Source organism: Myxococcales bacterium (genome assembly GCA_016716835.1).
In the GTDB taxonomy this organism is placed as follows: domain Bacteria; phylum Myxococcota_A; class Polyangia; order Haliangiales; family Haliangiaceae; genus JADJUW01.
This window is the reverse complement of record JADJUW010000001.1, coordinates 579,128-595,578: the sequence shown is the minus strand read 5'-3', so window position 1 is coordinate 595,578 and position 16,451 is coordinate 579,128. Positions and strand designations below refer to the sequence as shown.

Annotated in this window: 16 protein-coding genes; 7 read left to right on the top strand and 9 right to left on the bottom strand. The window is 63.5% G+C overall.

Annotation, left to right across the window (positions count from 1 at the left end):
• Window positions 1-64: 64 nt before the first annotated feature.
• Together IPL79_02555 and IPL79_02550 are read right to left on the bottom strand one after the other, a co-directional pair.
• Window positions 65-718 carry a DUF1109 family protein gene (locus tag IPL79_02555; protein ID MBK9069882.1) on the bottom strand — a complete coding sequence of 218 codons (654 nt, stop codon included), beginning with the start codon at window positions 716-718 and terminating at the stop codon, window positions 65-67.
• A complete protein-coding gene (locus IPL79_02550) occupies window positions 715-1,281 on the bottom strand; it encodes an RNA polymerase sigma factor (GenBank protein MBK9069881.1) in 567 nt (188 codons plus the stop codon). Before IPL79_02550 ends, IPL79_02555 begins: the two co-directional genes overlap by 4 nt.
• 150 nt (window positions 1,282-1,431) lie before the next feature.
• Here IPL79_02550 and IPL79_02545 point away from each other — a divergent pair, with 150 nt between their 5' ends.
• Window positions 1,432-1,626 (top strand): hypothetical protein, encoded by a 195-nt coding sequence (locus tag IPL79_02545; GenBank protein ID MBK9069880.1) that lies wholly within the window; start codon window positions 1,432-1,434, stop codon window positions 1,624-1,626.
• Between the two features lie 28 nt (window positions 1,627-1,654).
• Here the strand turns inward: IPL79_02545 and IPL79_02540 are convergent, their stop codons facing one another.
• The 4 genes from IPL79_02540 to IPL79_02525 are packed head-to-tail and all read right to left on the bottom strand — an operon-like array spanning window position 1,655 to window position 6,115.
• Window positions 1,655-2,983 carry a 2-hydroxychromene-2-carboxylate isomerase gene (locus tag IPL79_02540; GenBank protein MBK9069879.1) on the bottom strand — a complete coding sequence of 443 codons (1,329 nt, stop codon included), beginning with the start codon at window positions 2,981-2,983 and terminating at the stop codon, window positions 1,655-1,657.
• Window positions 2,980-3,693 carry an N-formylglutamate amidohydrolase gene (locus IPL79_02535; protein MBK9069878.1) on the bottom strand — a complete coding sequence of 238 codons (714 nt, stop codon included), beginning with the start codon at window positions 3,691-3,693 and terminating at the stop codon, window positions 2,980-2,982. The genes IPL79_02540 and IPL79_02535 overlap by 4 nt, the downstream gene beginning before the upstream one ends.
• A 20-nt stretch (window positions 3,694-3,713) precedes the next feature.
• Complete coding sequence (locus IPL79_02530; protein MBK9069877.1) at window positions 3,714-4,865, bottom strand: hypothetical protein; 1,152 nt, start codon at window positions 4,863-4,865, stop codon at window positions 3,714-3,716.
• Complete coding sequence (locus IPL79_02525; protein ID MBK9069876.1) at window positions 4,862-6,115, bottom strand: MFS transporter; 1,254 nt, start codon at window positions 6,113-6,115, stop codon at window positions 4,862-4,864. Before IPL79_02525 ends, IPL79_02530 begins: the two co-directional genes overlap by 4 nt.
• 29 nt (window positions 6,116-6,144) lie before the next feature.
• On the opposite strand from IPL79_02525, the gene IPL79_02520 reads away from it, so the two are divergent.
• Window positions 6,145-7,851, top strand: coding sequence for a transglutaminase domain-containing protein (locus IPL79_02520; GenBank protein ID MBK9069875.1), 1,707 nt, complete (start codon window positions 6,145-6,147; stop codon window positions 7,849-7,851).
• An 88-nt stretch (window positions 7,852-7,939) separates the two neighbouring features.
• Complete coding sequence (locus IPL79_02515) at window positions 7,940-8,608, top strand: Crp/Fnr family transcriptional regulator (GenBank protein ID MBK9069874.1); 669 nt, start codon at window positions 7,940-7,942, stop codon at window positions 8,606-8,608.
• Here the strand turns inward: IPL79_02515 and pdxA are convergent.
• Entirely contained in the window at window positions 8,598-9,560 is a 963-nt protein-coding gene (gene pdxA, locus IPL79_02510; protein ID MBK9069873.1) for a 4-hydroxythreonine-4-phosphate dehydrogenase PdxA, read from the bottom strand. The two genes, IPL79_02515 and pdxA, sit on opposite strands and share 11 nt — an antisense overlap.
• 63 nt (window positions 9,561-9,623) lie before the next feature.
• Here pdxA and IPL79_02505 point away from each other — a divergent pair, with 63 nt between their 5' ends.
• Entirely contained in the window at window positions 9,624-10,454 is an 831-nt protein-coding gene (locus IPL79_02505; protein ID MBK9069872.1) for a DUF3108 domain-containing protein, read from the top strand.
• Window positions 10,455-10,475: 21 nt separating this feature from the next.
• Here IPL79_02505 and IPL79_02500 read toward each other — a convergent pair whose 3' ends face one another.
• Together IPL79_02500 and IPL79_02495 are read right to left on the bottom strand one after the other, a co-directional pair.
• Entirely contained in the window at window positions 10,476-11,663 is a 1,188-nt protein-coding gene (locus IPL79_02500) for a serine/threonine-protein phosphatase (protein ID MBK9069871.1), read from the bottom strand.
• 2 nt (window positions 11,664-11,665) lie between these two features.
• Window positions 11,666-12,637 carry a magnesium transporter CorA family protein gene (locus IPL79_02495; GenBank protein MBK9069870.1) on the bottom strand — a complete coding sequence of 324 codons (972 nt, stop codon included), beginning with the start codon at window positions 12,635-12,637 and terminating at the stop codon, window positions 11,666-11,668.
• 260 nt (window positions 12,638-12,897) lie between these two features.
• On the opposite strand from IPL79_02495, the gene clpX reads away from it, so the two are divergent.
• The 3 genes from clpX (at window position 12,898) to IPL79_02480 (ending at window position 15,990) form a co-directional block, all read left to right on the top strand.
• Complete coding sequence (clpX, locus tag IPL79_02490) at window positions 12,898-14,106, top strand: ATP-dependent Clp protease ATP-binding subunit ClpX (GenBank protein MBK9069869.1); 1,209 nt, start codon at window positions 12,898-12,900, stop codon at window positions 14,104-14,106.
• Window positions 14,107-14,133: 27 nt separating this feature from the next.
• A complete protein-coding gene (locus IPL79_02485; protein ID MBK9069868.1) occupies window positions 14,134-14,535 on the top strand; it encodes a TraR/DksA C4-type zinc finger protein in 402 nt (133 codons plus the stop codon).
• Window positions 14,536-14,697: 162 nt separating this feature from the next.
• A complete protein-coding gene (locus tag IPL79_02480) occupies window positions 14,698-15,990 on the top strand; it encodes a serine/threonine protein kinase (GenBank protein ID MBK9069867.1) in 1,293 nt (430 codons plus the stop codon).
• The last annotated feature ends 461 nt before the right edge of the window (window positions 15,991-16,451 follow it).

Genomic DNA, 16,451 nt, shown 5'->3' with positions numbered 1-16,451 from the left:
CGAAGCCTCTCGCAACGGTCCGTCCGCGATCGTGGGCCAGGGCGGGTAGTTTGCAAGCACAACGCTAGAGCTCTACCGAGCGCGGAATGATCAGCGCCCCGAGCAGCCCTGCAAAAGCGATCATGCCGACATGGGTAAACAGAATGTGCCATACCTCGGGGTTGGCGCAATGGAGTTCCGTCGCGGTAAAACCCAGGCTTCCGGCCGACATGCCAATGGACGCCGCGAACAGCCGCGAGACGCGAATAAACGATCGCCGGAGCATCCAACATACCAGCACCACAGGCACCAACGAGACGAGCGCGGAAATACGTAGGCACCCCTGGCAATTCGCCAAGGCTGCCCACATGTCCCCCACCCATACGACCGACGCCAACGACAACGCGATGATGACCATGGCGGCGCCAAAGGCCACCGCGGTTGCGAGCCGCTGCCGCGGGAACATAGATCCCTTCGGGGGGACCACCGCCAAATATAGCGGCAAGGTAAAACCCAGCAACACGGCCGTCGCCACCGCCAGCCAAAACTGCGGCGCTACCTGGGCTAAATTATTGCGCAGCGAGACCAGCGCCACCACGAGCCCCGTAAACCCCACCGACGTGGCGGCGATCATCCCGAACTGATAGCCCGGGGTGCGCATCTTTACCGGCGCCAGCATCGCGAGCTCCTGCTCGACGTCTCGTGGAATCGGCGGCAAATCGTTTTTGTGCTCGGTCATTTAGATTCGCTCGCCTCCATCGCCCTACGCAACGCGACATACCCGCGGTGCGCGCGGACCTTCATGGCGGCCAAGGTGACCCCCGCAATTTCGGCGGCCTGCTGCATCGAGCGCCCTTCGAGCTTGGTCAGCACCACGGCCTGCTTTTGCTCGGGCGAGAGCTGATGCAGCGCGTTCATGGCGCGCTCCGCATCGAGCTGCTGCTCCAGGCCCTCATGGACGCCACGCGAATCATCCACAAGCATGAGACCATCGGCGTCATTTGGCAATGCCAAGGGTTGGCGCTTGCGTCGCCGCATTTCATCAATAAAAAGCCGGTGGGCAATGGCGTAAAGCCAAGGCAACGGGTCGGCCTGCTCGATATAGGATCCACGTGCGCGGTGCACGCGCAGAAACGTACCTTGTAACAAATCATCGGCTAGGGCGTGGTCGCCGGCAAGGCGGAGCAAGTACCCCCGTATCCTGGGACCAACCTGAGCGTACAGCTCGCGAAATGCCGCTGCATCACCCCCGCAGTAGGCGCGCATGAGCTCGGCAAGCGCACGTGACGAATCGGGGACCATCGCACGGCCGTTATAGCGAAAGTTTCGCCTATTTGCCGGCCTCTTTGCTTGGCCAAATACCAACCAGGTAGATGCGCAAACCCGCCGGCCACCCTTGACGGGATGGCGCGCTTCATGGGACCTAACGGGTTGATAACAAAGGAAACTACCGTGGCCGTACGCTCAAAGAAAAGCCTTAAAACCCGCCCTAAGTACAAACAGAAGCGCTCGCTGAAGAGCCGTGTGATGAAGGCCAAGAAGAATGCCGCCCACAAGCGCGGGCTAAATCGCAGCAAAAAGAAGCGCCAGCTCCGAGGCAAGGTCGGTGGCACCAAGACCAAGCGAGCCACCAAACGAGCCAAGTAGGCGCGCTCTACCCTCGGGCGACCCGCCTCTAGTGCTTTAAATCAGTGGCGCTGGCGAGATCTCTCGCCGCGGCGGCGACCAGGTCCCAGCGGTCCTGCCCCCAAATAAGCGTCTCTCGCGGTCCCGCACTGACGACAATGGTTGGCGCCCCGAACACCCCATGGGCCGCCGCCTCATTTGTCGCGGCTATCAATGCCTGCTTGCGCGACTCGCTGGTTGCCTCGGCAAGCAGGGTCATAGGTAGCGCCGCTTCCACAAGACAAGCTTGCAGGACGCCGTCGTCATTTAGGTCGCGACCATGAACCCAAAGCGCCTCGAAGGCCGCCTTGATCCAGGCTACCGCGCGGTCGGGTGTCAACTGTTCAAGCGCCGCCATCGCGATGCGTAACGGCGCCGTCGTCTTGACGGGAAATGTCGCCGGAAACGAGAAAGGCACATCCCACCACGCGGCCCACCGCGCAAAATCGGCCAGGTAATAGGCGCGCTTGGCGGCCGGCATGACCAATAACGGCACATCTACGGTGCCGATGTTGCGAAATAGGCCGCCAAGCAAAAAGGGCCGCCAAGCCACCGTCGCGCCCAGGTTCGCGGCGATCCGCTGCACTTGCGTTGCGCCGAGATAGGCAAAGGGGCTCGCGAAATCAAAATAATACGAAAGCACAAGTGGCGCCGTCGACGTCCCACGTGCCTTGGTCGGCGCTTGCCACGGCGCCGATTCGGCGCGCGGCGAGTTACCGTCCCAACCCAAGAGCGCCGCCGCAACGTGGCTCAAACGATCTTGCCCCCAGAACAAGGGCGCGTGGGCCCCGGATTCGTCGAGGACACGGTACGTCGGCGCACCGAAAATGCCAGCCGCAACGGCCTCGTCGGTAAGCGTTCGCAACAAAGCCTTTATTTCGTCGCGTTCGCTGCCCTCAACGGCCATGCGCGCGAGGGGGGCGTCCTCGCATGCGCTCGCCAAGACAGCTTCGACGACGCCACGCTGTGAAATGTCACGATGCTCCAACCAGTACGCATCGAACAGCGCGGCAATGGCGCGCGGCCAGTTGGCTTTGGGCAAGGCCAGGAGGCTACGCAAGGCGAGCACGGTACGCATAGGATGCTGCGCCGGCGTCGAAAAAATCAGCCCCTGGCCCGCCGCACACCGCGCGACGTCGGCGGCCACATAGTCGCGCCGGGTAGCCGACAGCGTAGCCATCGGTCCCTGCCCGGCGCCGATCGCGGCGAATACCCCGCCAAGCAGCATCGGCCGCCAGCTTAGCGTGGCGCCGCCCTGCGCGGCCAAGGCGGCAACCTGACGAGAGGCCAAAAAAGCATACGGGCAGGAAAAATCAAACCAAAACTCTAAGGTCTTCACGCCGTTCTTATACCAAATTGCGCTAGGCCGACGGCGAGGGCGCTCGCCACATGCGTGCATCCGCCTTCGCGCATGGTGACCGCGTGCGACGTCTCGATGGTCACCCCAACATATTGATACGCAGAAAAGGCCACGCGCATGGACGAGGTCACGCCTGGACCAATGCCCGTATATGGCTCGTTGCGGCGCGTAGAAAGACCATGCGCCAGGCATGCCGCCTCCAGCTCGTCAACCAGCGCGAGCTCGCCCTCGCGCGAGGGGTCAAACAACAAACCGACGTCAAATCTCCGGTTGCTTGGATCGAGCAATGTGCAGAAGCTATGGGACGCGAGCTGCACGACGCGTTGGCCGCTGCCAATTTCCAGCTCAATTGCCGCGCGCACGCGCCGCCAGTGTGGTGCATGAACGGCGTCGAGCCGCTGCCGTCGCGCCTGCGCCGACAGCGTCGCGTTGGTAGGAACGTGGGCGCCATAACACCACTCGGGGATGACGTCGGGATGATCGCTGGGGCGATTGAGGTCGACAAAGAGGCGAGAGAATTCGCCGGCAAAGACCTCGCGACCAAAACGAGCCGCGACCGCGTTGGCAACATCTAACGCGCCATGGTCCCAACTTGCTTGCGATCGCAACACCTCGTCGCTCAGGCCCAGGTCGACGCCCGCCGGTACCGCGTGTCCGGCATGCTCGCAGGTTACTAGCAGCGAATTCATTGCCACGGCCTCACGTAATCTTACCATCGACCTTGGCTGCGACCCCAAATAAAGATGCAGCCCCCGACTACGCCCAGGCCGATAACCACGGCTAGCAAGATCTTCAGCGCGCTATACGGCCGTTCCCCCGTCACTTCGCCCGTCCTGGCATTGACCATGATGCGATAGACCCGATCGCGAAAGCGAAAGGCGGAGAGCCATAAGGGCAAGAGCACGTGCTTATAGGTGCGCGCGGCGTAGCGCACCTCCATGTCGGCAATCTGCTGCTCGTCACCGCCGATATCGCTGCGGATGGCGGCGCGAATACCCGGCTCCATCATGGTCTCGGCAACCGCAAAGCCCTCGGCGAGATCGATGGCATAGCGCTCGGCGATGAAGCCGGCGAGATAGCGGCCGTCAAACGGCGCTAGCGCCGCCAAATCCCAAGGCTCCAGCTTGGTCGCAAACCGCTGAGGAACGCTACGGCTCGCGCATACCAGCGTGTCGTCAAAGGCCACGGCTACCTCACCCGATGCAGGCCGCCAAGCGGTCCGGCGCTCCTGTCTGGTTTGCGATCGGCCTTGGGCATCGCGATACGACACGGAGACATAGTAGTAATCGCCACGCTGCCCGTGATAGGCGGTATGCGTTTGCGTATCAAACGTCCAAAATGGCAGGTAGATGCCATCGATCGCTAGCGTCTTAGCGCGCCGCCGCAAGCGGAAGGGCGCAAACCATAGACCGTCAATCCACCGCGTCAGCGCCGCTTGTGCCTCGCTACCTGTCTTCGCAAACGGCAACACCGAACCCGGCATCACGATCGCGTCGCCCGGCGGGACTTCGACGACGACGGTCGCGTCACAAAAGGCGCAGCGCAACGCCTGCTCGGTCACGACGCTGCGCGCACCGCACGTCTTGCACTCGATCTCGCGTGCCCCAACGGTCAGCGTCTCGAGGGGCATGCTCGCCCGCGCGCGCAGCGCCTGCTCAAAATCGGATTCGCTCACAGGGACGGCGCCGCGCGCGATGGGCATCAGCGCCTGACAAAACACGCACTGCAGCGCCTCGGTGCCGGGCAAAAACCGCGTCTTGCCACCGCAATGCTCGCACGGATACCCCGCTACCGCACCCTTGGCATGCGCGGCGGATGAGGGCGACGTCGTTGCGGGGGGCGGTGCCTCAAGCGCGCTCATCGTTCCACAAAATCAAGCTCGCGGCCAAACGTTTCCGGCAGGCGCCACAGCGACAGCAGCGCGATCGCGAAGCAAACCGCCCCCACCACGGCATAACCACCTGGGCGCCCAAGGCCAACGTTTTGTTGCAGCAGCCCAACCATTACGGCCATGGGCACGATCGCGGCGCGCACGAAGTTGGGCGCCGTCGTGGTCGCGGTGCCGCGCATGTTGGTGCCGAACTGCTCGGCGACCATGGTCATAAATACGGCCCAGTAGCCGGCGGCAAATCCCATGAGCGCGCATACCGTATAAAAAACCGACAGCGACATCCTCGCCAGCGTGAAGTAGGCCGCCACGGCCACCATCGCGAGCCCGATAAAAAGGACGATGGCGCGTCGCCGTGATTTCCATAGTTGACTTAGGGCCCCCGAGGCAAGATCGCCGAGCCCAAACCCGATGTAGCAGTAAACTAGCGCCGTGCCCGGCTCGGGCCGTGGCGTCATGCCCATGGCGCCGCCGAGCTCGCGCGAGAAATACGTCAGCACCCCGACGCAGTACCAAATCGGCACAGCTACCCCGATCACTTTTACATAAAGCCACAGGCGCGCGGGCGACGACAACAATCGCAATAGCCCACCGGCCATGTCTCCCGAGGCCTTGCGCGACGCAAACAGCCCCGACTCGACGACGCCGAGCCGCAACAGCAGCAGCAGTACACCCATGCCGCCAGCCACCAGGTACGTGTGGCGCCACGGCAACTGCGTGCCAAGCTGCGCCGCTGCGAGCCCGCCTAGCACGCCCATCGCCGCAACCGCCGCCGTGCCCCACCCGCGATCTTTGGGCTGCAGCTGCTCGCTCACGAGCGTGATACCCATACCAAGTTCGCCTCCCAGCCCGACGCCCGCAAAAAAACGCAGCACGGCGTATTCGTCGACCGTGGCGACTTGGGCGGTAAGCAGATTGGCGGCCGAGTGCACGATGAGCGCGCCAAACAACCCGACGCGTCGCCCCAGCTTGTCGCCGAGGATGCCCCAAAATATGCCGCCCACACACAGCCCAACCAGCTGACTGTGCTGCACCATCTCGCCGACGGCGGCGAACTGCCGCGCGTCGACGCCTAGATCGCGCAGGCTAGGAATGCGCACCACGCCAAAAAGCACCAGGTCGAAGCTATCGACGAAGTACCCAAGCGCGGCGACCGTCACGGCGAGCGCAAGCGCCGAGCGGCCGCGCTTGGGACCTGCCATCGCTGCGTTGGCGGTCGACATGCGCGTTCATACCGCGGTAGAGTACGTCAGTGCAACGCCCACTCCCACGCCTTGCAGCCGCCGCGGCAGCGATGGGGATCGCGATCGGCGTAAGCGCCGCGATCGCGTCGCGGGCTGGCCGGCCACTGCACCAAGACCTGCCGTCGCCCGCGAGCGTCGACGGCGGACGCAGCGCCGCGATGACGTCGCCTACGCCGACACAAAATCCCGATGTCATCGCCGCGGGCAACAAGATGTTGCCTGAGCCCGATGCGTCGCAGCCAGGCCGGCCGGACGAGCCGACCTTCGGTCAACCTGGCTTTGCGGCGGATCGCCAAACTCAGGCAACGCTCGACCGCCAAACCGCCAGCGATGGCACGCTGCACTACGTTGCCGTGTTCAATCCCGATGTCTTGCCGTTTAAGCGAATGAGCGCGCTCAACGCCATCGACACGTCGCAGACGCTAAGCATCGCGCCCGGCCGCCGCCTAACGCTCACCGTTGGAGGGGCACCCGACATGGCGCGCGATCGGTTTTGGGGTTCGCTGATGCTCACCCTGGCGCCCGATCAAGTCATTGCGATCCCCAGCGTCGCGCCCGATATGCGCATCCTTTCCTATGAGACGGAGCCGCGCGCCGAGCTGCGCTTTAGCAAGGACACCGCGGACAACTTCTACGTCAGCGCGCCGCGCATCAAGCAGCCGGTTTCGGTGCGCCTCGTCATGCACGTCGACGCGGATGCCGGCTATTTCGCCCCAGCCTTGCCGCAAGGGCGCTGGACGCCTCGGCTCGTCGCGGCCCAGGCGCCCACCGGCGCGCTCGCGCGGATGCCCATGGAGGTGCGGGCGCTGGCAGGACAATCGCTTAGCGAACTCGGCCTTCACCAGGACGTCGAGCTCGGCCGAGCCTTCAACGCGCTCGTGGCGTATCATCGCGCATTTGCCGCGGGCGATGCCCCACCCCGCGAGGAGGGCACCTATCGCGATCTGTTTTCGGCGCAAGTTGGCGTGTGTCGCCATCGCTCGTTTGTATTTATGATCACCGCCAACGCGCTGGGTATCCCCACGCGCTATGTCACCAACGAAGCGCATGCCTTTGTCGAGGTGTGGTTTCCCCAGCGTGGCTGGCAACGCGTTGACCTGGGAGGCGCGGCGCTCAATCTACAAGTCTACAACGGCGGGGACAAGACGGTGCACCGCCCCCGCAGCGAAGACCCCTTTGCGAAACCAGATGCGTACCGCGACAACTATACCCAACTGCGGGGGGACATCTCTGGCCTCTCAGACACACAACGCGAGGAGCAACGCGATCCGCATGCCGCGAGCAGCGGCGAAGACACCTTTAGCGATCACGCTGGCAGCGCCACGGCGGCGGGTGCGGACGATGGCACGCCCGCGCCTTTCAATGCGCCGACGCTTGCGGCGAACGATGGCCCACCTGATCCGCGTCGCATCACGCCCTCCTTGAGTCTACGTGCCGACGCAACGACCAAGGCGCGCTCGGAGTCGCTTGGCCTTGCGGGGACGGTCACGGACCGCGCCACCGGTGCGCCGCTTGCCGGCCTGACCGTGCAGCTCTTTTTGCTGCCGCTCGATGCCTCGCTGGACCAAGCCGTTTGGATTGGCGCGGCCGTCAGCGACGGGATGGGCACATTTAGCGCAACTGCCACGGTTCCGGGATCTGTAGCGGTCGGCGCGTATCACGTCATCGCCGTTACGTCCGAGGATCTGCGCCACAACGCCGGCCGCTCAGATTGAAAGCGGGCGCGGCAGCCCAGCGATGGGCGCGATGTAGCACGCCCAGGGTTGCATCCAACGCATGGTTTCGACTACCCTTTTTGCGATCGTGCCTTTTCCCGCGAGCTCTATACTTGCCACGCTGACCGCGGACGAACGCGACGCGTTGGCGGCTCGCGGACAAACGCTATCCTACCCACGCAAATCGGTGCTCTACCTCGCCGGCGACGCCGCGTCGGTGGTCTACGTCCTGCAAGAAGGACAGATCAAGTTGTCTTCGGTCTCCCACGACGGGCGCGCGATTACGTTGTGTTTTCGCCATCCCGGCGACATTTTCGGCGAGGCCGCGCTGTTCTCCCAGGCCCATCGCCTCGAGATGGCCGAATGCAGCCAGCCCTCGACCCTGGTCGCCATCGAAACCGCAGACATGCTCACACTGCTCAACCTAAATCCTCAATTATCGCTGTCGCTGCTCCGTCAATCGGTCAATCTCACCTGCGAGCTGTCGCGCAAGATCTCGGCGCTGATGTTTCAAAACGTCGCGGCCAAGGTCGCCGACGCGTTGCTGCAATATTATCAACAGCCCTTGGCCCCCGGGCAACCGCTGCTGACGCATCGCGATTTAGCGAGCATTATTGGCAGCACGCGTGAAACCGTTTCGGCGACGCTGGCGCGATTTCGCGCGCAGGGACTCATCGCGGGCAATCGCGTCTCGCTCGAGATTCGCGATCGCGAAGGCCTGTTGCGGCTCGCCGCCTCTGGCAACGCTAGCCCTTGAGGTCGTGAGGCGCGGTGCGGACCGCAAGCAAGCGACGCGCCAAGGTGATCGCCGCCAGCATGCTGCCAGCGCGCGCGTGGCCGGTGCCGGCGATGTCATACGCCGTGCCGTGATCGGGCGAGGTACGGACGATGGGCAGGCCGAGCGTCGTGTTGACCGCATCATCGAACTCGATGAGCTTAATCGGAATTAGCGCTTGGTCGTGATACATCGCCACCAAGCCGTCAAACGCGCCATCGAGGTGTTGTCGGAAGGCGACGTCGGGCACGAGCGGACCGGAGGCAATCATGCCGGCCGCGGCCAGGCGAGCCATCGCCGGCGCGATCACGGTCTGCTCCTCATGGCCAAGCGCGCCACCCTCCCCGGCATGAGGATTAAGGCCTACGATGCCAAGACGCGGCGAGGCAATCGCAAAATCATCGCGCAAGGCAGCGTGCAGCAAGCTCGCCACAGCAACAATTTTGTCTGCGGTCAGCGCGCGTGGCACCTCCGCCAACGCGACGTGAATGGTCGCGAGGGCCACCTTCATCCGCTTGCCAAAAAACGCCATCGCCACCTGCGGCGTCCCAAAGCGCTGTGCGAGGTATTCGGTGTGGCCCGCAAACGCCAGCCCCGCGCGCGCGGCCCACGTCTTGGAGATGGGCGCCGTCGCCAGCGCGCCGACCTCGCCGCGTAAGGCCGCGGCCACCGCGGCCTCCAGCCACGCCACCTGGGCGGCGCCACTTACGTCATCGGGTTTGCCCGCGACGACAGGGCCGCACGGCACGTCGTGAACCTCAAGGCCCGCCGGCAACCCGACCCCCATGGCGATCGCTGCCGCGCGGAGCACCGCCGCGCTCCCATAGATGCGACATGCCCCGGCCAACTCGGCATCCGCCGCCAAGGCGGCCGCAACCACCTCGGGCCCAATCCCCGCCGGATCGCCAAGCGTAATGCCAATTCGCGCCGACACAGGTGAAGTTAATCACAAAGTTCCCGCTTGCGCCCACTGCCAGCAAACCTCAAACTTATATCAATGCAACCATTCCGAGCGCGCTTGCAAGCCATGGTGGCCTTCGCGGCGCTTGCCATCGCAGCTTGTGGCTACGCCGGGGCCGGCGCCACTGCGAGCGACGGCCTCGACTTGCCGGCGCGTTACCTCGCGGGCGAGACCATGCAGTTTAGCATTCACATGGGCCCAATCCCGGTTGGTGAAGCGAGCCTCACCGTCAGCGAAGCCACCACCAACGCCGACGGCACGCAAGCCGACCTCGTCGTGCGGTCGCGCATTAGCTCGGCGGGACTATCTGACCTCCTGATGGAAATTGACGATGAGGCGACGTCGGTCATCTCCAACCACACGGGGCTGCCGCGCCTGACCAAGACGGTCGCCAAATACGGCAAGCACCGCTTTGCGAGCGACGCGACGTTTCCCGTGGAGGGCGCCAATAACGTCAGCATCGCGTTTACGCGTCCGCCTAACCCGCCCGTGCACGTCCGCCTTGCCCCGCCTCCCGGCGTCATGCCTCATGACATGCATACGGCGATGGCTAGCCTGCGGCCGTGGTCCGGCGTTAAAGGCGAAGCGCGCACGCTGTGGGTCGTTGGAGGGCGCAGACTTTGGAAGGCAGACGTCACGTGGGTGGGCGGCGGGGCCATTGATACCGCATTCGGCGCGCGCCAAGCGGTGCGTATCGACGGCACGGCCCAGCGTTATCGCGGCACCGGCGCGCCGGAGCGCCGGCGCCCCGAGCGTCGCTTTAGCGTATGGCTAAGCGACGACGGCGATCGCGTGCCGCTCCGGGTCGAGGCGTACACCGAAATCGCCGATGTCGTGGTGGATCTTGTCGATTACTACCGCCCGTAACGGCTCGCAGCCGCGATCGGCCTATCGAATTTGGTCGGCAAGCATCGCGTGCAAGGGCTCGGCGCCATCGCCCTCTTCGGTGCATAGCGCATCGAAGTCTTGCTGATAGATCGCCAGCAACGTCGCCGCCGACTGCACGCGCCACCGTTTGTCGGTGGGCGCGGCGGCACCAATCAACAAGGCCTCGGGGTACACCATGCGAGGTGCCTGCAAGACCCCACCCGGACCGACTAATGAACCGGAGAGCAGATACCATGCCACCTGTTCGCCGCCCACTGTCGGCACGATGGCCGCGCCCGGCGCGAACGTATGCAGCCATGCGCCGCGCACCACGCGATAGCGCATTTGCTGGGTTAACCCGGCCCAAAATGGCGCCTCTGACAAGGCATCGATCTCTTCAACGCTTGGACGCACGACCTTGGCGCGGGGCGCCACGTCGAGCACTTTCATGACGATGGCGGTGGCGTTATCGGCGCCACCACGTGCGAGCGCCGTGTCGATGAGTCGCTGCGCCGCACGGCCGGGACTTGGCGGTTCTGTCACGGCCGCCGCTAACTCTGCCGGATCAAAATACTCCGCGATGCCGTCAGAGCAAAGGACCATGCGGTCTCCCGGCTCTAAGGCAACGACAACGGTCGAGCAGTAGGCGTTGCTTACGCCCAAGGCATTGGTCAAGACGCCTCGCCATTGCCAGACGTTGTCGGCCTTCGAGACGTCGACGCCAACCGCGGCGAGTCGCGCGATCACGGTCTGGTCCTCGGTGATTTGCATGGCCTGGCCGCGGCGCACCAGATACGCCCGCGAATCGCCGGCGTGGGCGATCAAGGCATCGGGCCCTGCAACGGCGCAGGCGACGCAGGTGGTGCCCATCCCGGCCTTTTTGCTATCTCGTTCCGCCTCGGCCATAATGGCGTCGTGCGCGGCGAGCACGCCGGCGCGCAACTTTGCGAACACCTCGCGCCGCGTCGCGACGGTATCTTCGGCCGCGAATTGGCGAATGGCGCGCTCAAAATCGACGTTGCGCCACCTGTCGCGCACCGTCCGCACCGCCAAGCTGCTTGCCACATCGCCGGCGGCATGGCCGCCCATCCCATCGCAGACGATAAACAAGCGGTCTTCGGCGTCGATAAAATGCGAGTCCTCGTTGTGCCGACGCACCTTGCCGATATGGCTAAATGCGGAGGCTACGATCTGCGTTTCTTCTTGCACGGCTACAACTGCTTTCGCTGGAAATAAGCAAAAATTCCCAGTGGCACCAGGATAAGCGAGGCCAACATCACTCCAAAAGCCCATGGCTGATCAAACGGCAAAAAAGTGGTGAAATTCTGGCCCCAGAAGCCAACGATAATCCCAAGCGGCATAAAAATCGAACCGAACATGGTAAGGCGCTTGACTACCTCGTTGGTACGCCCGGCCTGCAGCACGTGGTAACTCGACACGACGTTGTTGGCCATGAAATAGGCCTCGTCGATGGTTTCCGACAGGCGTTGCATGCGATCGCCTGCCTCACGGATCTCAAGGGCTGCGCGCTGGCCCAGTCGATCGCCTCGCCGCATCAAGCCCGCCAGCGCGGCCTCGGTCGGCTTGAGCAGGCGCCGCATCGAAATGGCGGTGCGCCGCACGCGAAACGCCGGGGTCAGATCGACGGCGGTGGCGACCTCCTTGCCGCTCTCGATCACCGCACGTTCGAGCGCGTCGGATTGCGCGAGCAGCGCGGTGGCCAGCGGCAGCGTATACTCCGCCATGCTGGTGATAAGCAGCGCCAAGGGCCAGCCCGGCCCCTTGTTGAGCAGCTCCGGCTTGGTCGTCGCCTGCGCCCAAACCGACTGCTGCGAGGCGATGTCGTTGTCGTGAATCGTCACCAGGAAATCAGCGCCCAAGAACGCGTGCAACTCGTGGATGCGAATCTCCAGCGGGTCAACCGGGTCTTCGGAAAACGCGTGAAAAACCAGGAACAAATACTCTGGGAATTCATCGAGGCGTGGCCGCAGGCCAAACTCCAAGCAGTCGCGCAACGCCTCCTCATGAAAACCAAAGGCCTGGCGCAGTTGCTCGATGAGCGCCAGATCTGGCGAGGCGATATCTATCCACCGCACGACGCCGCGGCCAGGCGGCGCGACAGCTTCCAGATCGTGCCGCACCCTCAGACCACCGCGAACATCTAAATCGACAATCGAGAACACGTGGCATGGTATCTAATGCTTAGAGGCGGCCCAAACCCTCGCGGCGCTAAAGCACGGGGGCCCGCAGGTCTGGGAGCTGTGCGCGCAAATTCTTTGCCGTGTCGGGCGGTGTGCGCGCGGGGTGATCAGCGCGCCGCGACCGCGGCGTCGCGTGAACAACGTTCTCGCCCAAATCGCGTGCCCTGCCCGGTGTCCGCGGCGCCTAGTTTGCGTCAACCGCGAGTTGCACCGGCCTCTGGCTGTGCAACAATGGCCAGGAAGTGGAAGAGTTCCATTGCTCCTTTTGTGGCAAGCAGCGGCGAGATGTCAGAAAGCTCATCTCGGGCCCACATGTGTTTATTTGCGACCACTGCGTCGCGCTCGGCAACGACATCTTGGCCAAGGAAGACGCCTCTGAGCGTCCGAGTTACCCGCCACCGCGCGCGATCGTCGATGAGCTGGATCGCTACGTGGTCGGCCAAACCAGCGCTAAGCGCGCGCTCGCCGTCGCGGTCTACAACCATTACAAGCGCATCGGCCTGCGCGGCAAGTCGGGCGACGTCGAGATCCAAAAAGGCAATATCTTGCTGGTGGGACCCACGGGCTCGGGCAAGACCTTGCTCGCGCAGACGCTCGCTAAAAAGCTCGACGTGCCCTTCGCCATCACCGATGCGACGACGCTTACCGAGGCTGGTTATGTCGGCGAAGACGTCGAGAGCGTCGTCAAGTCGCTGCTGCGCGCGGCGGGTGGCGACGTCGAGAAGACGGCGCGGGGCATCATCTGCATCGACGTGGTCGACAAGATCGCGCGCAAGGGCGGCGTGCCGTCGCAGACGCGCGATGTCTCGGGTGAAGGCGTGCAGCAGGCGCTGCTCAAAATTATTGAGGGCAAGACGGCCACCATTACCCCTGACGGCGCACGCAATCGCCCGCAGCAAGAGTTAACGCAGATCGATACCACCGATATTTTGTTTATTTGCTGTGGCGCCTTTAACGGCCTCGAGGACATCGTCCGGCGGCGAACGGGTGGCAAGGGCATGGGCTTTGGTGCGTCAGTTGGGCCAAGCGACGACGATCGCGACGCCCTGCGCCGCGCTGCGAGCACCGAAGACTTAATTAAGTTTGGCATGATTCCGGAGTTCATGGGGCGCCTGCCGGTCTTGGTGACCTGCGATGCGCTGGACGTCGATGCGCTCACCGAAGTGTTGCACCGGCCAAAGAATGCGCTGACCAAGCAATATCAGCGCTTGTTTGAGATGGAAGGCGTCCAACTGACGTTTGAAGGCGACGCCCTGCGCGCCATTGCCGAAGAGGCGAGTCGCCGCAATTCGGGCGCCCGCGGCCTGCGCGCCATCGTCGAAGAGATCATGCTGGACGTGATGTATGACATCCCGTCGCGCGACGGCATCTCCGAGTGTGTCGTAACCCGCGACGTGGTCGAGCACCGCGAACCACCCAAGCTCATCAGCCAAACCAAGGCCGCCTCGTAACGTCGCCCTCCCCTGCCAAGGACGCTCATGCTAACTGCCAAGCAAACCGCTACGCTCAAAGACATGCTCGACCGCGAGCTCCATCGCCTCGCGGGCAAGGCGCATGAGGCCTTAGATTTCTCGATGAACCGCGACCGCGCCAGCGTCGGCCGCGACTCTATCGACGAATCGATGGAAGAGGAGATTTACGCGACCCAGCTGCGGCTGCACGACCGCGAGACTGGCCTCATTGCCAAGGTGCAGTCGGCACGCGCCCGCTTGGAACAGGGCAAAATTGACGAATGCGAAGACTGCCAGGGCGCCATCGGCTTTCGCCGGCTAGAGGCGCGCCCGGTGACCACCCTCTGCGTCGAGTGCAAGACCATCCGCGAGCGAGAAGAAGACGAAATCGCCGATGAGCCCGACGTCGGCCGCGCGCTTGATACATAACCCCCTATGTAGGTGCGGCGCGCGATCCCGCGCAATGCGCCATGCGGGCCACGTGTTTACGGCAAACATGCCGCATCAAGGTGGGCGTTCTGTTAGAATTATCAACGCTTAGCGGATATGCGCGCCCGTTACACTATCACGGAGAGACTGGACCACGGCGGGATGGCCGAGGTGTTCCGTGGCGTCGCGGAATCGATGCAGGGCTTTAAGAAAAGCGTTGCGTTTAAAAAGATCCTTCCCAACCTCACGAAGAACGAGAAGTTTGTCTCGATGTTCCTCGATGAGGCGCGCCTGAGCCTTCATCTGCAGCACGCCAACATCGTGCAAGTCTTCGATATTTCTAAGACCCCCGACAACGCCTACTTCCTGGTCATGGAGTTTGTCGACGGGTGCAACCTCAAATCGCTCATCGAGCGCCTCAAGCAAAAGCAAAAGCAGCTCGATCCAGCGCATTCGATCTACATCGCCATGGAATGCTGCAAGGCACTGCAGTACGCGCATACGCTCGAAAACCCGATTACCAACGAGCCGTTACGCATCGTCCACCGCGACATCTCGCCTCCCAACATTTTGCTTTCGAAAAATGGCGAGGTAAAGCTCGTCGACTTTGGCCTCGCCAAGGCAAGCAGCCAAATCGAAACCACCGACCCGGGCGTGGTGAAGGGCAAATTCTCCTACCTCTCGCCCGAGGCCGCATCGGGCCAGCCCGTCGACCACCGCGCCGATATCTTCGCGATGGGCATTATCTTGTGGGAACTTTTCACCGGCCGTCGCCTCTTTCTTGGCGAAACCGACTACCAAACCGTCGAGCTGGTCCGCCAAGCGCAAATTCCGTCGATTTCCGCGATGAACTCGCTCATCGAACGCGAGCTCGAGGCCATCGTCAACCAGGCGCTCGCGCGCGACCCTGAGGAGCGATTTCAGAGTGCCGCCGACCTAGCGGAGGCGCTGGCCGGCTTTCTGTTCTCGCGCCGCATGAAGGTCACGTCGCGCGACATCTCGACGCTCGTGCGCGACACGCAAGTCGAGTTGATGCGCAAGCGCAGCACCGCGGCCAAAGAATCCATCATTGATACCTTGATCCAAGACGAGGTCGGCAAGCTTGCCTCGCTGTTTGACGATGACGGCCGAGCCGACGGCAGACTCGCCGAGGGCTCGATTGGCCTGGACCCCACCGAATTTTCAGACAGCGGCCTTGGCGATAGCTTCAATGCCGATGCGCGGCTGGGCGCGATAGGCCGCCAAAGCCGTCGTCCGGCGCAGCCACGCATACCCACGGTGGGCGGCGGGTTTGAATCGCTCGAGGATTTGCTCGAACCCGACAAAGATCGACCGCCCATCATGTTTGAACCGCCACCCGAGCCCAAAAGCTCGTCGACGTGGATCATCGCCATCTCGCTCGTCATCACCGCCTGCGCCGTGGGCGCCGGCGTCTACTTGTTGCTCTTGCAGTAAGGCCGCGTGCCGTCGCGCGTACCGGCAGGTTGGCGCACGTGTCTTCCTGCTCGCAGATAGCGTGTGGACCGGCAGGTGGGCGCACGTGTCTTCCTGCTCGCGGATAGCGCCCCTCCCGGGCAGTGCGAGACGGCTGTGGTATCCACATCCCTCGGTGCCACGACCACCGCCCTGCAATCTACGCTCGCGGAAGAAACGTGCGCCACCTGCCGGTACGCCAGCGCCCAGAAGCGGCGAGCGAGACATGTTCGGATCAGAGCGTTTCGCGAGGGCACGTAGGCTCCAGCCATTTGGCAGGCGGTGCCCTCCTGAGCGCAAGGCGTCGTGAGCAGAGCGAACAGCCGTAGCGATGAGACGAAGCATGTGCTCGCGCGCCGCGCACCACCGAAGCATGTGCTCGCGCGCCGCTGACCTGTTGGTTTACATGATCCGCACTTGCGTAGGATCGGGTGGTGTAAGCG

What these genes read in the sequence shown, in the direction of transcription:
- IPL79_02480 (MBK9069867.1), top strand. Translation starts at nt 14,698, where the DNA reads ATGGCCGAGGTGTTCCGTGGCGTCGCGGAATCGATGCAGGGCTTTAAG.
- IPL79_02555 (MBK9069882.1), bottom strand. Translation starts at nt 718, where the DNA reads ATGACCGAGCACAAAAACGATTTGCCGCCGATTCCACGAGACGTCGAG.
- IPL79_02505 (MBK9069872.1), top strand. Translation starts at nt 9,624, where the DNA reads ATGCAACCATTCCGAGCGCGCTTGCAAGCCATGGTGGCCTTCGCGGCG.
- IPL79_02485 (MBK9069868.1), top strand. Translation starts at nt 14,134, where the DNA reads ATGCTAACTGCCAAGCAAACCGCTACGCTCAAAGACATGCTCGACCGC.
- IPL79_02530 (MBK9069877.1), bottom strand. Translation starts at nt 4,865, where the DNA reads ATGAGCGCGCTTGAGGCACCGCCCCCCGCAACGACGTCGCCCTCATCC.
- IPL79_02525 (MBK9069876.1), bottom strand. Translation starts at nt 6,115, where the DNA reads ATGTCGACCGCCAACGCAGCGATGGCAGGTCCCAAGCGCGGCCGCTCG.
- IPL79_02550 (MBK9069881.1), bottom strand. Translation starts at nt 1,281, where the DNA reads ATGGTCCCCGATTCGTCACGTGCGCTTGCCGAGCTCATGCGCGCCTAC.
- IPL79_02535 (MBK9069878.1), bottom strand. Translation starts at nt 3,693, where the DNA reads ATGAATTCGCTGCTAGTAACCTGCGAGCATGCCGGACACGCGGTACCG.